Here is a 13464-nt window from a genome sequence, read left to right on the forward strand (position 1 = left end):
CCATCTACCGATCTTCTTTGGTATTGTCATTCAACAATCGTTCCACGCGAGCGCTGCGATCAGGCTGTTTCTCCAGCTTTGCATGCAGCATCTCGTGAAAGGATACAGATGATGAGTCCGTCTCTTCTTGATGAGGCGCAGCATTATCCGTGTGGGAGCGTCTCTTATTGCGTAATTGCTTGATCCATGCCGAGACAGAGACAGGCAGAGCGCCTTGTGCCACCTGTACTCGTTCAAAGGTAGATAAAAGATGTGCAACCTGCTCAGGATCGCTTACCTTGTCGATCAAGGTGATATCCTCACCAACACCGAGCAAGTATACGACATCTCCCACTTCGACCACCTGCAGCGACTTGTTTTGTCCTAGTCCGGTTCCGCCTAACGTACGAATACTCTGGTTCATCTGCCACATTTTATTTTTCCGGCTTAACAACTTGATGAATAGCACAATCAGAATAATAATGACAGCCAGTGATAACAGTACGGTAAACAAGCTACCCATGTAATCGAAACCGGACGTTTGCTGTAGTTGTGTGTCTGGAACCATACCTTATCCTAACGTTTTCTTAATCGCTTCAATAACACGATCAGCCTGGAACGGTTTGACGATAAAGTCTTTTGCTCCTGCTTGAATCGCATCGATAACCATTGCTTGTTGTCCCATTGCTGAACACATAATTACTTTTGCGCTTGGGTCAGACTTGCGAATTTCCTTTAATGCTGTAATGCCGTCCATCTCAGGCATTGTAATGTCCATTGTAATGAGGTCTGGTTTGTGTTCTTTATACTTTTCAATCGCTTGAGCACCATCCGCTGCTTCACCTACGACTTCGTAACCATTTTTAGTTAAAATGTCACGAATCATCATGCGCATGAATGCTGCATCATCTACGATTAAAATACGGTTTGCCATCGCTGAGAATCCTCCCTAAATCTTTTATTGTAGTTTTTGAATGCGATCCCACTGGTTAATGATATCTGTAACGCGCACACCGAAGTTCTCATCAATAACGACGACTTCACCCTTGGCAATCAGCTTGTTGTTGACCAGAATGTCCACAGGTTCGCCTGCCAGCTTGTCCAATTCAATGATAGAACCTTGTGATAGTTCCAAAATATCTTTAATCTGTTTGTGTGTCCTACCTAATTCTACTGTGACTCTTAGCGGGATGTCCAACAATAAATTTATATTTGAATCATCAGCTGGCACATATGTCGAAGTTTGTAAATTTGCGAATTGAACAGGCTGTACATTCACTGGACGTGAAGGTGCTGTTCCCATTGAAGCTGCCGCATAGTGTCCATGCATTGAACCTTGATGTGCATTCATGGAAGCATGCATATTCGCCTGTTGCTGCGGAGCATTCGGATACGATTCATGAGCCACCGGATATCCTCCTCCAACATGTTCCTCGTAATGGTTTGGCATTGCAGTTGGCTGCGTCGGTGTATTCGGGATCTGTCCTGAAGAAACCGGTTGGTCAACGGCAACTGCTGCGGGAGCCTCTGTTTCCATCTCAGTCATGGATTCCGCTGCACCCATCAAGCGGTTCACCATGTCTTTGGCAAACGGGATGGTCAATAACTGCATAATTGTAGAATCAATAAGATCGCCGATCGTCAAGCGGAATGATATTTTGATCAGCACGTCATCTTCTGGCAGCATCTCATTCCCTTCCCCTTTTTCAGCATTTAAAATGCCGATGCCTGGAGGGGAAATATTAACCAATTGATTAAAAATTGTTGACATGGAAGTAGCTGATGAACCCATCATTTGATTCATCGCTTCCTGTACTGCACTAATATGAATTTCATTTAATTCACCAGCAACGTTGCGTCCGTCTCCACCCAACATCAAGTCAGCGATAATCTGGGCATCTGATGTCTTAATCACTAGTGAATTAACCCCTTGGAATCCATCCACATAGTGAACATGAACAGCTACGTGCGGATGCGGGAATTCACTTTCCAGATTTTTCTTATCTAACAATTTGATGATTGGAGTTGTAATGTCAACTTTACGACCAAGCAAAGTAGATAACGCAGTAGCAGCGCTACCAAACGTAATGTTGCCAATTTCACCAAGCGCATCAATCTCTAAAGGTGTTAGAAACTGTTCAACTGAAGGAGTTGGCGTTGCTTCTACGGAATCTTCTCCTGACTTTCTCAACAATGCATCGATCTCTTCCTGAGACAAGTACTCTTTACTCGTCATGCTCTTCCACTCCTTCCTCTACCACTTGCTCGATTTGTACAGCTAACCGGTCTTTAACGTTCCCTGGCGTTCCAATATATTTGGCACGATCCCCGACACGGATCGTCAATCCCTCTTCTACTTTTTTGCGTAGTGGGATGACGTCCCCAATCGAAAGCTGCATAAGCTCATGCACCGTTATTTGCGAATTACCTAATTCAGCAACTATTGGGAGCTCTGCTCGCGATACACGTTCGCGCAGCTTTTCAATTTCTATCGGTTCACTTGTTTTTTTCTCAGATACAAACCAGTGATGCACCGACAGCTTCGGCATGATAGGCTCGATGACGACATGAGGAATACATATATTGATCATGCCTGTCGTATCCCCGATTTTTGTGCTTAAAGATATTAGGGCAATCGTTTCATTGGGAGACACAATCTGCATAAATTGCGGATTGGTTTCCAGACTTTCAAGACGTGGACGAATATCCAATACCGTCTTCCACGCTTCTTGCAAACTATCAAATGCTCTGCTAAAAATACGCTCCATAACTGTCGTTTCAATCTCGGTCAAACCTTGAATCTTGGAAGGTGCGAGCCCTGCGCCTCCAAGTAAACGATCAAGCATGGCTAGAGCTACGTTCGGATTGACTTCAAGCACCATGCGGCCTTTTAGAGGCTCTGCTTCAAAAATGTTCAAAATGGTCATCTTCGGTATAGAACGAATAAACTCATCGTAAGGTAACTGTTCGACTTGAACGACATTAATTTGAACAAATGTGCGCAATTGCGCTGAGAAGTAGGTCGTCAAATATCTCGCGAAATTTTCATGGATGCGTGTTAATGTACGAATATGATCTTTCGAAAAACGAACGGCTCGCTTGAAATCGTAGGAACGGATTTTACGCTGTGTTTCTTCCTTTTTCAGTTCCTCCGCATCCATTTCCCCAGAAGACAGCGCTGCTAACAAAGCATCTATCTCGTTCTGCGACAAAACGTCAACCAATCGTTTCACCCCCTTACAGGTATCAGCTGCATCAATTTCGTAAGATGCTAGATGCGAGTCATAATAAAATCGGTAATATCGACTTGAATCACTTTACCTTCAGGCAATGTCTTGTTAATCAGATCCAGCAGCTTTGCGCATAACTGATCCTGACCTTTAGTGCCTTGTAAATCCTCAGGCTTCATATCTGCCAACGTCTTTAAGATGACAGCCTTGACCTTTAGATCCTTAATTTTCTCAAATTGTTCTTTGGTCTTCTTGTTGTCCAACTGAAATGCAAATCCAGTCAGTACCACATAATCGTTGGTTGCCAGATTCGTTTTTACATCAGTAACCGTAGCTGTCATTTCTACAATTTCATCTGCGCTAAGTCGTTTGATCTGCATTTCCTGCGCGCTGTCAGTGCCCTTCGACGGCGAACTGTTCGTCGAATTCATCAGCATAATAAAGACAAGCGCGATTAACGTGATGGCCAACAGCATGGTTACCAACCATGGCAGCATTCGTTTCATGATTGTCCCTCCGTTGATTGCAACTTGATGGTACCTCCAACCGCACCGACCTTTTGTATGTACTCAGTAATAAGGCGGATGATCTCAGGGGCCTTTTCTAAGACGATTAGTTTTTTACCGTTAAAAAGTGTGATGTAAGTGTCAGGTGTTTCTTCAACTGCCTCTACAAGCAGCGCGTTCACCCATACAGAAGAGCCGTTTAATCTCGTCACTTGAATCATGGTCCCTCTACCCCCTTATACCGCGCCATTTCCTAAGCCGCTCTAGAGCGGCTTAGGATTATCAGGCATGGCGTTGCAATCTTAATGTTATCGTTTCAGATTAACAACTTCTTGCAGCACTTCATCAGACGTCGTAATGATACGTGAATTCGCCTGGAATCCACGTTGTGCAACGATCATCTCGGTAAACTCGTTTGTCAAATCAACGTTGGACATTTCAAGTTGACCGGAAATGATAGCACCCGTTCCAAGTGTAGGATCGTTAGCTGCTACCACTTCGATCTCTCCATCAGGATTCGCATTTGGTGTCGTGCGGTACAAGTTGCCTCCAAGTTTCTCCAAACCTTCTGGGTTAACTACTTTTACTACCCCAACTTGAAGATCCGTTGCTTCTGTTGTACCATCAGACCGTTTTGCGATAATTTGGCCCGTTTGGGAGATGGTAAATGCAGTAACGTCTTCATCCAACTGGATTGGACCGCCGTCTGCACCACAAACCAACAAACCGTCAGATGTGACTAATTGACGCGTTGCATCCAGATGAAAATCACCTGCACGAGTCAAAAACGGTACCTCTTGATCACCGTTCAGCTTGACTGCAAAAAATCCATCTCCGTCAATACGCAAATCGAGTGGTTTGTTTGTTGTCATCGCACTACCGCCTGTGTGGACTGTGTCGATGGAACCTACTTGAACTCCAAGGCCTACCTGCATAGCATTAACGCCGCCACGCTCGCCTTCCTCAGGTGCTGTAACGCCTGACATCGTCTGGCTCATAATATCCTTAAACATGACACGACCAGCTTTAAAGCCCGTCGTATTCACGTTAGCGATATTGTTGCCGATTACGTCCAGCTTTGTTTGGAAACCGCGCATACCCGAAACACCTGAATACATCGAACGAATCATCCAATTATTCCTCCTTTTTATAAATAGATCACATTCTGCTCACTTCAATCGTTCCATGAGCACAGGCCTCCAGAATGGTCCAGCCTGCCTTGCTTCTGTTATTCAATACATACAGCACTATCAATTGCCGTGAATACATGCCCCTGCTTAAAAGGGTCATCAAGCGCTGTAATAACTGTACGTGTCGGAACATTAACGATATAAGCTGCGTTTTGGATAAGCAGCAGTGATTGCTTGGAGCCCTTAGCAGCCGCCTGCTCAATCGCATCAGACATTTTACCGACTAGCTCCGGTGTCATCTTTAAGCCGCGCTCCTGAATACGTTGTGAAGCATGTTGACTGAAGTTAAGTTTATCTGATCGGATTAATTCCTGATTCAGTAATTGCTTAAACGACACGTCCTGGCCGTTATGTAACGGTTGTTTGTTGTCTTTACGATAAGATTGCTGTATCGGTTGAACCGGCGTGTTGGCGCCAATCCCTCCAAGCGGGAACTTTATATTCACTGCTTATCACCCGCCCCGACAGCGGCCCCTGCATTGGCATTAGCGCCATTGCCACCACTTTCAGCATGCGGACCTTTAATCTCCGTAATATCTTTTAACTCAACTTCAGCGTCACCGACCTTAGCATATGGAACATTCGCTCGAACAACGATCGAATCCACCACGCCAGATGACACTACTGTCTCGCCCGAACCATCCCCAGTTGATTGATCTTTTGCGATCCAAGAGATCTCCTTGCCAATCAGGTTTGATGACATTCCAAGCGATTGCTGTAAGAAATTCAGTTGCGAAGAAATGTTCGTCAACTGTTCCACAGACGTAAATTGTGCCATTTGAGCAATAAAGTCTTTGTCTTGCAGTGGCTGAGTAGGATCTTGATTAGACAGCTGCGTGATCAAGATTTTAAGGAAGTCATCCTTACCCAACTGCTTCATCTCACCTGTCGGCTTGAGCCGATCCAGGTTTTCTTTGCTGTAGTTCGGCCACAACAAGCTGTTAACCACACCTGCATTCGCAGTCATAATGTGTACACCTCCTTATGACTCGATTAATTGAGACCAATTACACACTAGCGGTAAAGGAAGACCCTGTAAGGGACTGAACAGCTCGAGCCGTTTCCGAATCTACTCCGTTTATCGGCTCTCCGTTGTTTTCTTTATCGTCCGCGCCCCCCGCTGAACGGCGTGAAGAACGTTGTTCTTGGTTCGCATTAGGTTGTCTGTCTCCTTGGAACATAGAGAAGGACATGGAAGCTTCTGAAGCCGCAGCAGTCTGCTGACTTACCTCAAGCTTCTCAACCTGGATTCCCTGAGACTGAAGCGCACCGCGCAGCATGGACATTTGCTGATCAAGCATATCTTTAGCTGCAGCATGCTCCGTCATAAACTGTGCCACCAACTGACCATTCTGCATCGTTAATCGCACATTCACTTGCCCCAGATTTTCTGGATACAATGTAATTTTGGCTTCGGACACACCGTTACGTGATGTAATCAGCATTTGTTTTACCATAAATCCAGACATTTCTTGAGCAAAATGCTGTGCACGAATAACAGGAACTTGCTTGGTAGCATTTAAGCCTTCAGCTTTCATTGCAAATTGGCCTGCTGTCATGACTTGATTGTTAAGGTCCAATCCATCATCTGTTGCACCAGTAGACTCCTGTCCTCCCATCAAGCTCGCGAAAGATTGACCTTGCCCTGCTTGTGAATTGACGTTTGTCCCCTTAGCTACAGCAGCTGTATGACCAACTTCCGCCTGTGCTTGGGCTGGAACTGCGGCTTGCGATAATCCAGCATCCGTTTGTACGGCAGGTCGATTCAGCACTTGACCTAATTGCTGCAACAACTTGCCTGCCTGCTCATTCAACGCAGCATTTCCTGTAGTGCCTGTGTTCGCTTGTCGTAACAAATGTTGAATTTGCTCCAGCTGATCTCGAACGACAAAGGCAACAGTCTGAGGCTGCTTAGCGAGCAAATCAATTGACGCCTCTTGCTCAGGTGTGACATCTGCTTGCAGCGGTGTGAGCAGCGCCTGTGCTTGACCTATCCATTGCTGAAGTAATTCAAGCAATGCTGGATCAGACTCTAGCTGTGACTCGTTATTCTGCAGCGCAGCCAGTAAAGATTGAATAAGTTCGTCAAGTGAACCAAGCGCTTCATCTGTTAGCGAACCTGCTTCGGCAAAAGCAACCAGTGGCATAAGAGACGCCATTGTTTCCTGACCCGTCGAACCCGTATTCATACATTGTGATAAAGTGGCGAAAAACACACCGGCATCAGTAGCTCCTCCTTTTGTGGAGACGCCACTTGCTCCGGATACCGCATTAGCTGTTGGTACTGAAGAAACTGACATTGACATATATATCACCTCCTTTCAAACACAGCAGTACGCTACTTTATTTGTTCGGGAACAACTTGGACACTAGCTTTGCAGTTGCTTGCTTGTCTGCTTCCGTCATGGCATCAATCAATTTGGAGCGTGTTGCGTCATCTACTGCATTTAATACAGCCAATACTTTCCCAGGATTGATTCTGGATGTTTCTAGCAAGATGCTGGCACCACTCTTTGGTGACATACTTGAAAAAGTCTTGCTGAGTTGTGTCTTGTCCAAACCTGTTGTTGCAGGTGCAGCCGTTTCATTTTTCTTGAGACGAGCCTGCAAGGCAGCAATTTTCAAATTATCAGACGTCTGCACATCTTTTAATTGAATAGATGCTTCCGCAGCAGTTTTGGGATTCATTTTTTCTAGTATTTTGACGCGTTCTTCCTGCTTCATCGCGTGCAGCACCAGAACCATTTCTTCCTTCGTCAAATTCTCTAATATTGGCGCAGCCTTGCTTGGCATCATTTTGGCATACATACCAGCCAGATCTTTCACTTGTTTATCATACTGGTCAGCGTTTACACGCTGCTGTTCTTGTTTTTGCGCCGATTGATTGGCTTGCTGCGTCAGTTTGTTGACTTCGTCCTCTAATGTTTTACGTTTCTCGGCCAACACACGCAGATCATTATCTTTGGAAGCCAGAAGCTTTTTCAAGTCGGCAATTTGCTCTGCTTCTGTAGGAGCTGCTTCTTTACTTTTCTTGTCCTTGCTGTCTTTCTCTGCTTCCTTCTCATCTGGAGCAGGAAGTACTTTATTAATTACTGGAACATCCTGCGCCCAGTTCAAAATATTATTTCGCCAGTCGACGTTAAATAACGTTAGCAGGACTACTAACAGCACAATCGTAAACAAGATTGGCGTTGCAAAAAACAAAAATCGTTCAAAACCTGAATACTGACTTCCGTTATCTTCCAGCACTTCCTTAGCCACTGCCATCCCTCCTGCTTCAGCGGCGGTTAACCTTTTCCGTCACAATTCTATCGAGTTGCCATATGGAAACGTACGGTCGCCATTTCGTCCATTTCATTTTGTTCGATAAGTGCAAGTTGCTGTTTAAAGTGGTCTTCCGCCTTCTCGCGTGCTTTCTTCCACAACTTCTCATCTGTCATGCAATCTTTCAGATTGTCTTGTCTGACTCTAACACGCCCTTCAGCGGCCAGCACTCTTTCATTGGCTGCAAAAATCTGTGAATCCATATGGGCGATATAATGCTGCCAGAGCTGCAATTCATGAGCTGGGGCACTTGAGTCAATCATGCTCTGTAGCGTGTCGGCAGCCTCTTTCCGTTCATTCTTCACTCGCACCAATTGGTCCTCTTCAATCTGCAAATGTCCAATGGCCTGCGAAAGCATCCACTCGGATTGTTTTTTCGTGTTTGTCTTCAGATCCAATACTTTCTGAAAAGAGTATTGAAAAGCGCGCATCCGCTACTCATCTCCCTTGAAATTGCATGGTCAACCGCTCAATCGTTTCTTCATATGACATTGATTCATTGATACGCTGCTTGGTAAAACCATAAATGTCATCAATTGCTTCTATTGCTTCGTCAATAGCATCATTCGAACCCCGTTGATACGCACCAATATTAATGAGATCTTCTGATTCCCTATATACGGCCAACAAACGTTTTAATTGTTCAGCCGCAAGCTGATGTTCTTCAGGTACGATATCTTTCATGACTCGACTTACACTCGCCAATATATCAATCGCTGGAAAATGTCCTTTTTGGGCAATATTACGATTAAGCACAATATGACCATCTAATATCCCGCGCACCGCATCAGCAATAGGTTCGTTCATGTCATCACCATCAACAAGCACCGTATAAAATGCGGTTATCGAGCCGTTCGGGCCTGTACCGCTGCGCTCAAGCAGCTTGGGCAGGCTTGCAAATACGGATGGCGTGTACCCGCGGGTTGCAGGCGGCTCACCAATCGCAAGCCCTACTTCCCGCATAGCCATCGCATAACGTGTGACGGAATCCATCATCAGCATGACATTCATGCCCCGATCACGGAAGTATTCAGCTATCGTAGTTGCTATTACCGCACCCTTAATTCGAACAAGTGCTGGTTGATCCGATGTTGCCACCACAACAACCGAGCGTGCCAACCCTTCAGGACCTAGGTCTCGCTCGATAAACTCGAGTACCTCTCGACCTCGCTCTCCTACAAGAGCTATGACGTTCACATCGGCAGCGGTATTACGCGCAATCATACCAAGCAGCGTACTTTTACCAACGCCGGAGCCAGCAAATATCCCTACACGCTGTCCATTTCCAATCGTAAGCAGCCCATCGATTGCACGTACGCCAACACCAATGGGGTCTTGAACACGTGGTCTCTTCAGCGGATTCGATGGAATGTTCGACGTAGAACACTTGGCCATCCTCGTTGGGAGGAAGGACCCATCCAGAGGCTGCCCCAATCCGTTCAGCACTTTCCCCAGAAGTTCCGATCCTACCTGTACGGTCAATGGTTTGCCAGTTCCAACGACATCACAGCCTGGGCCAATATCGTTAAGCTCACCTAACGGCATTAACAGCACTTTGTTGTCGCGGAAACCTACCACCTCAGCCATTAAGGGGACGTTACCTTTATTCGGATGAATAAAACATACCTCACCGATGCTGGCATCCGGCCCTTCTGATTCTACTGTCAATCCAATAACTTGAGTTACTTTTCCATTCACGCGAACGGGATCCACGTGTTTGAGAAACTCTGTATATTTATCTACATTCCAAACGTGCTCTGCATTAGATTTCATCGTTGACATGCTCCCCGTGATGAACGGCTACTTGAATCAGCGCCTTCTTTAATTCTTCCAGTTGTGTATCAATTCTCGCATCGATGCTTCCCAATGACGAGCGAATGACACAGCCGTGATCCTGAACACTTCCATCCGGAATAATCTGAAGTTCCGCTTGTGAATCAATCGCAATGCTTAATTCTTCGCGCGCTGCATGGATAAACATAAATTGCGCAGGAGATACACAAAGAGTAATTACTCCACTTTCCCGCTTACGCGATAGCTGCTTCTTCACCATTTCCAAAATAAGCTCAGGCTGCACGGTCAGTTGCTGATCAATAATCTTCTCCGCAATAGAACAACTCAAGGATACAACAAAAGGTTCGGCTTCCTGAATCAGTTGATCTTTTGCTGCATACGCCTGCTTCAGCAATTCACCCGCCTCGCTGACTTTTAACTCATAAGCCTCTTTAATAGCTTGTTCAGCTTGTGATACTCCAGCTTCGTATCCTTCGGTCTGAGCTTGCTGTTGAATTTCACTGCGAAGCTCGTCGTCTTGTGTTCTGCGCTCATCCCACCAGGCTTCGATCTCTGCACGTGCATCTTCCAACATCTGTTCAGATTGTTCTGATGCCACTCGGACTTGATCTTCTGCAAATGCTTGCGCGTCTGCAAGAATATCTTGCCGCAAAGCAGCCAACTGCGTGTCTTTGGCTAACAAATTGTCACCCGTTAGTTCTTCCTCGTCCGCCTGCTCTTGTTGCTCTAACAGTCGTTCTTGGTGACGTCGTACTGCCTCCAGCATTCTCATTTGTTCAACAGGAATGTAGTGGGAAGATTTAATCACGTTAGACAATGATATCGTCTCCTCCGCCGCGCGCTATAATGATCTCGCCCGATTCCTCTAAGCGACGAATTGTAGCAACGATGCGCGTCTGCGCTTCCTCCACGTCACGCAACCGCACAGGTCCCATAAATTCCATTTCTTCTTTGAAAGTATCCGCCATCCGTTTCGACATATTGCGGAAAATAACACCTCGTACATCTTCGCTTGCCACTTTGAGTGCAAGCTGCAAGTCCGAGTTATCAATGTCCCGAATAATACGTTGGATCGATCGATTGTCAATATTGACAATATCTTCAAACACGAACATCCGTTTCTTGATCTCTTCGGCCAATTCAGGGTCCTGGATTTCAAGAGAATCCAAAATGGTACGTTCTGTACCGCGATCGACGCCATTTAAGATATTGACAATCGATTCGATACCACCTGCGCTTGTATAATCTTGCGTTACTGTAGCAGACAACTTCTGCTCAAGCACACTTTCCACCTGACTGACTACCTCTGGAGAAGTGCTGTCCATTAAAGCGATTCTGCGTGCAACCTCTGCTTGTTTATCTGGGCTTAACGATGACAAGATCTGAGATGACTGCTCGGTCTGCAAATAGGATAGGACGAGAGCAATAGTTTGCGCGCTCTCGTTCTGAATAAAGTTCAAAATTTGCAAAGCATCAGCCTTGCGAGCAAAGTCAAACGGACGAACTTGCAAAGTTGCCGTCAAACGGTTAATAATGTCCACCGCTTTAGAAGCACCCAGCGCTTTTTCCAATATTTCTTTGGCGTACGTAATACCACCTTGCGAAATATATTCTTGCGCCAAACAAATTTGATGAAATTCGCTTAACACGGTTTCTTTATCAACAGAATCAACTTTTCTTACATTTGCAATTTCAAGCGTTAATTGCTCGATCTCTTCATCTCTTAAATGCTTAAATATTTGCGCCGATACTTCAGGACCTAATGAAATGAGCAAGATCGCCGCTTTTTGTCTGCCTGTTAAACCTTGATTGTTTCTAGCCATCTATGCTCACCTCGATTCGTCAACTAGCCAAGTCCGCAGCAAATTGACGAATTCTTCTGGTTTCTTCTTCGCCAACGATTCCAATTGCTTGCGCACCTGATTCTCGTTTGTTGCATATTCCAAATCAATCGAAGGAAGTTCAACATGCGTTGGAATATAGCTCATTCCATCTTCATCGATAAATTCTTCTTCGCGCTTTTTGCGTTTGCGAGCAACTGCAAATGCAATTCCTCCACCAATTAACAATAGAGCAAGTGCTCCAGCCCCATACCATACCCAAGTCGGGATAGAAGTCGTACTCAAAACTCCGCCATTAGTCCCATTTTGTGAAATGACAGAAACTTTTCCTTCTAATTCCGCGTCAGTTATAGTAGAGCCTGATTCTTTCAGTTGAGCTGCTACGATAGAACGAAGAACTTTCTCCACGGATTTGAGTTTCTCATCCGTAAGATCAGGCGATTCAACTGCAGCATGAATGGTTAAATCTTTAACAGCATACGGGCTGGACTGAATCAGGTTTTTAATCCGGTTCACTTCATAGTTTACGGTCTTCTGAGACTTCTCTGATGAGGTATCTCCGTTTCCGGTCGCACCTGGGTAATTGGTAACATCTTCACTGCCTGTACCCGCTACACCTTGCTGCGCACTTTTACCCGTGAATGTTTCCTGCAGCTCTTGAACACTGATTTCAATACCTTTCATGTTCTCAGCATCAACAGGAGTCACCATATTTTCTTCTTTGTTCACTTTATCAAAGTTGAGATTGGCGGATACCAAGACATTTGCGTTCTCGGGACCGACAACACCAGCTAAGAAGCTGCGTACTTTATCGCCCAAGTCGCGTTCATAGCGGCGTTGGATGACCAGTTGCTCTTCGACTTCACTTGCAATTCCGGATTTCCCTGAACCTGGCGAACCGGAAGCATACATAGGTCCTTCATCGCTTGATAACGTAATGTTGTCAGCTGTAAGGTTAGGCACTGCCGATTTGACGAGATTAAAGTATCCATCTACAACTTCTTGTTTCGGGCTGTAGCCTGGTTTGAACTTTAATAATACAGATGCAGATGCTTGTTGTTCTTCATTTGTTGCAAATACACTTTCTTTAGGCAGATTAACCAGGACTTGTGCGTCGTTAATCCCTTGCATGTTACGAAGGAGTCGTTCTATTTCGCCATTCAAGGCATCCTTGTAACGAACATCAAACACGTTATCCGTCATGCCGCCCATAAGACCGTCGGCACCAAATGAATCAAAGCCAATAGAGCCATTTTTAACGATACCTTGTGCACCGATGTCTACTTTTACTTTAGACGCAGACGCCTCGGGGACAGAAATTGAACTGCCGTCAGCACTTAATTCGTAAGGTATCTTGTTAGTGTTCAGATATTCAATAATTCCAGCTGCGTCATTCGAGTTCAGATCTCGGAATGCTAACGCATATTCCGTTTTAGATAGCTGATAGGTTATTAAGCTAATCGCAACAACCAACAGTACCAAGGTGGATATTAGGATCCACTTCGTTCTTTTACCAAATTGATTCCAGTATTGAGAAGCTCGTTCCCGATACTGGCCTATTTTCTCTTTCAATTCTCGTCACCCCACCAAAACTGTGTAA

The 13464-nt window shown here is 45.3% G+C and carries 16 protein-coding genes; all 16 read right to left on the minus strand.

Annotated elements, in window-relative coordinates:
• Window positions 1-4: 4 nt before the first annotated feature.
• The 16 genes from QP775_RS07645 to fliF all read right to left on the minus strand — a co-directional run bounded on the left by QP775_RS07645 (window position 5) and on the right by fliF (window position 13436).
• A complete protein-coding gene (locus tag QP775_RS07645) occupies window positions 5-547 on the minus strand; it encodes a flagellar biosynthetic protein FliO (RefSeq protein ID WP_239328259.1) in 543 nt (180 codons plus the stop codon).
• Window positions 548-550: 3 nt separating this feature from the next.
• A complete protein-coding gene (locus QP775_RS07650) occupies window positions 551-913 on the minus strand; it encodes a response regulator (RefSeq protein WP_239328260.1) in 363 nt (120 codons plus the stop codon).
• A gap of 24 nt (window positions 914-937) precedes the next feature.
• A complete protein-coding gene (gene fliY, locus QP775_RS07655; RefSeq protein ID WP_239328261.1) occupies window positions 938-2215 on the minus strand; it encodes a flagellar motor switch phosphatase FliY in 1278 nt (425 codons plus the stop codon).
• On the minus strand, window positions 2205-3203 hold the full coding sequence (gene fliM, locus QP775_RS07660; RefSeq protein ID WP_028545163.1) for a flagellar motor switch protein FliM: 999 nt from the start codon (window positions 3201-3203) through the stop codon (window positions 2205-2207). Before fliM ends, fliY begins: the two co-directional genes overlap by 11 nt.
• 47 nt (window positions 3204-3250) lie before the next feature.
• On the minus strand, window positions 3251-3715 hold the full coding sequence (locus QP775_RS07665) for a flagellar basal body-associated FliL family protein (RefSeq protein ID WP_239328262.1): 465 nt from the start codon (window positions 3713-3715) through the stop codon (window positions 3251-3253).
• Complete coding sequence (locus QP775_RS07670; RefSeq protein ID WP_028545161.1) at window positions 3712-3936, minus strand: flagellar FlbD family protein; 225 nt, start codon at window positions 3934-3936, stop codon at window positions 3712-3714. Before QP775_RS07670 ends, QP775_RS07665 begins: the two co-directional genes overlap by 4 nt.
• Window positions 3937-4023: 87 nt before the next feature.
• Window positions 4024-4845, minus strand: coding sequence for a flagellar basal body rod protein FlgG (flgG, locus tag QP775_RS07675; RefSeq protein ID WP_239328263.1), 822 nt, complete (start codon window positions 4843-4845; stop codon window positions 4024-4026).
• Window positions 4846-4943: 98 nt separating this feature from the next.
• Window positions 4944-5351 carry a TIGR02530 family flagellar biosynthesis protein gene (locus QP775_RS07680; RefSeq protein WP_285104938.1) on the minus strand — a complete coding sequence of 136 codons (408 nt, stop codon included), beginning with the start codon at window positions 5349-5351 and terminating at the stop codon, window positions 4944-4946.
• The gene (locus QP775_RS07685) at window positions 5348-5872 is read right to left on the minus strand and encodes a flagellar hook capping FlgD N-terminal domain-containing protein (protein ID WP_239328265.1); all 525 of its coding nucleotides are present in this window, start codon (window positions 5870-5872) and stop codon (window positions 5348-5350) included. The genes QP775_RS07680 and QP775_RS07685 overlap by 4 nt, the downstream gene beginning before the upstream one ends.
• A gap of 40 nt (window positions 5873-5912) precedes the next feature.
• Window positions 5913-7211, minus strand: coding sequence for a flagellar hook-length control protein FliK (locus QP775_RS07690; RefSeq protein ID WP_285104941.1), 1299 nt, complete (start codon window positions 7209-7211; stop codon window positions 5913-5915).
• Window positions 7212-7248: 37 nt separating this feature from the next.
• Window positions 7249-8166, minus strand: a complete 918-nt coding sequence (locus tag QP775_RS07695; protein WP_285104943.1) for a MotE family protein — start codon at window positions 8164-8166, stop codon at window positions 7249-7251.
• Between the two features lie 47 nt (window positions 8167-8213).
• Entirely contained in the window at window positions 8214-8660 is a 447-nt protein-coding gene (gene fliJ / locus QP775_RS07700; protein WP_239328268.1) for a flagellar export protein FliJ, read from the minus strand.
• Between the two features lie 7 nt (window positions 8661-8667).
• Window positions 8668-10002 carry a flagellar protein export ATPase FliI gene (gene fliI / locus QP775_RS07705; protein ID WP_285104946.1) on the minus strand — a complete coding sequence of 445 codons (1335 nt, stop codon included), beginning with the start codon at window positions 10000-10002 and terminating at the stop codon, window positions 8668-8670.
• The gene (locus QP775_RS07710; protein ID WP_343224456.1) at window positions 9992-10831 is read right to left on the minus strand and encodes a FliH/SctL family protein; all 840 of its coding nucleotides are present in this window, start codon (window positions 10829-10831) and stop codon (window positions 9992-9994) included. Before QP775_RS07710 ends, fliI begins: the two co-directional genes overlap by 11 nt.
• A 1-nt stretch (window position 10832) precedes the next feature.
• Window positions 10833-11846 carry a flagellar motor switch protein FliG gene (gene fliG, locus QP775_RS07715; protein ID WP_239328270.1) on the minus strand — a complete coding sequence of 338 codons (1014 nt, stop codon included), beginning with the start codon at window positions 11844-11846 and terminating at the stop codon, window positions 10833-10835.
• Window positions 11847-11852: 6 nt separating this feature from the next.
• The gene (gene fliF / locus QP775_RS07720) at window positions 11853-13436 is read right to left on the minus strand and encodes a flagellar basal-body MS-ring/collar protein FliF (protein WP_239328271.1); all 1584 of its coding nucleotides are present in this window, start codon (window positions 13434-13436) and stop codon (window positions 11853-11855) included.
• Between the last annotated feature and the right edge of the window lie 28 nt (window positions 13437-13464).

The sequence above is a fragment of the Paenibacillus sp. UMB4589-SE434 genome, assembly GCF_030226685.1.
In the GTDB taxonomy this organism is placed as follows: Bacteria; Bacillota; Bacilli; order Paenibacillales; family Paenibacillaceae; genus Paenibacillus_B.

What these genes read in the sequence shown, in the direction of transcription:
- QP775_RS07645 (WP_239328259.1), bottom strand. Translation starts at nt 547, where the DNA reads ATGGTTCCAGACACACAACTACAGCAAACGTCCGGTTTCGATTACATG.
- QP775_RS07650 (WP_239328260.1), bottom strand. Translation starts at nt 913, where the DNA reads ATGGCAAACCGTATTTTAATCGTAGATGATGCAGCATTCATGCGCATG.
- fliY (WP_239328261.1), bottom strand. Translation starts at nt 2,215, where the DNA reads ATGACGAGTAAAGAGTACTTGTCTCAGGAAGAGATCGATGCATTGTTG.
- QP775_RS07665 (WP_239328262.1), bottom strand. Translation starts at nt 3,715, where the DNA reads ATGAAACGAATGCTGCCATGGTTGGTAACCATGCTGTTGGCCATCACG.
- QP775_RS07670 (WP_028545161.1), bottom strand. Translation starts at nt 3,936, where the DNA reads ATGATTCAAGTGACGAGATTAAACGGCTCTTCTGTATGGGTGAACGCG.
- flgG (WP_239328263.1), bottom strand. Translation starts at nt 4,845, where the DNA reads ATGATTCGTTCGATGTATTCAGGTGTTTCGGGTATGCGCGGTTTCCAA.
- QP775_RS07685 (WP_239328265.1), bottom strand. Translation starts at nt 5,872, where the DNA reads ATGACTGCGAATGCAGGTGTGGTTAACAGCTTGTTGTGGCCGAACTAC.
- QP775_RS07690 (WP_285104941.1), bottom strand. Translation starts at nt 7,211, where the DNA reads ATGTCAATGTCAGTTTCTTCAGTACCAACAGCTAATGCGGTATCCGGA.
- fliJ (WP_239328268.1), bottom strand. Translation starts at nt 8,660, where the DNA reads ATGCGCGCTTTTCAATACTCTTTTCAGAAAGTATTGGATCTGAAGACA.
- fliI (WP_285104946.1), bottom strand. Translation starts at nt 10,002, where the DNA reads ATGAAATCTAATGCAGAGCACGTTTGGAATGTAGATAAATATACAGAG.
- fliG (WP_239328270.1), bottom strand. Translation starts at nt 11,846, where the DNA reads ATGGCTAGAAACAATCAAGGTTTAACAGGCAGACAAAAAGCGGCGATC.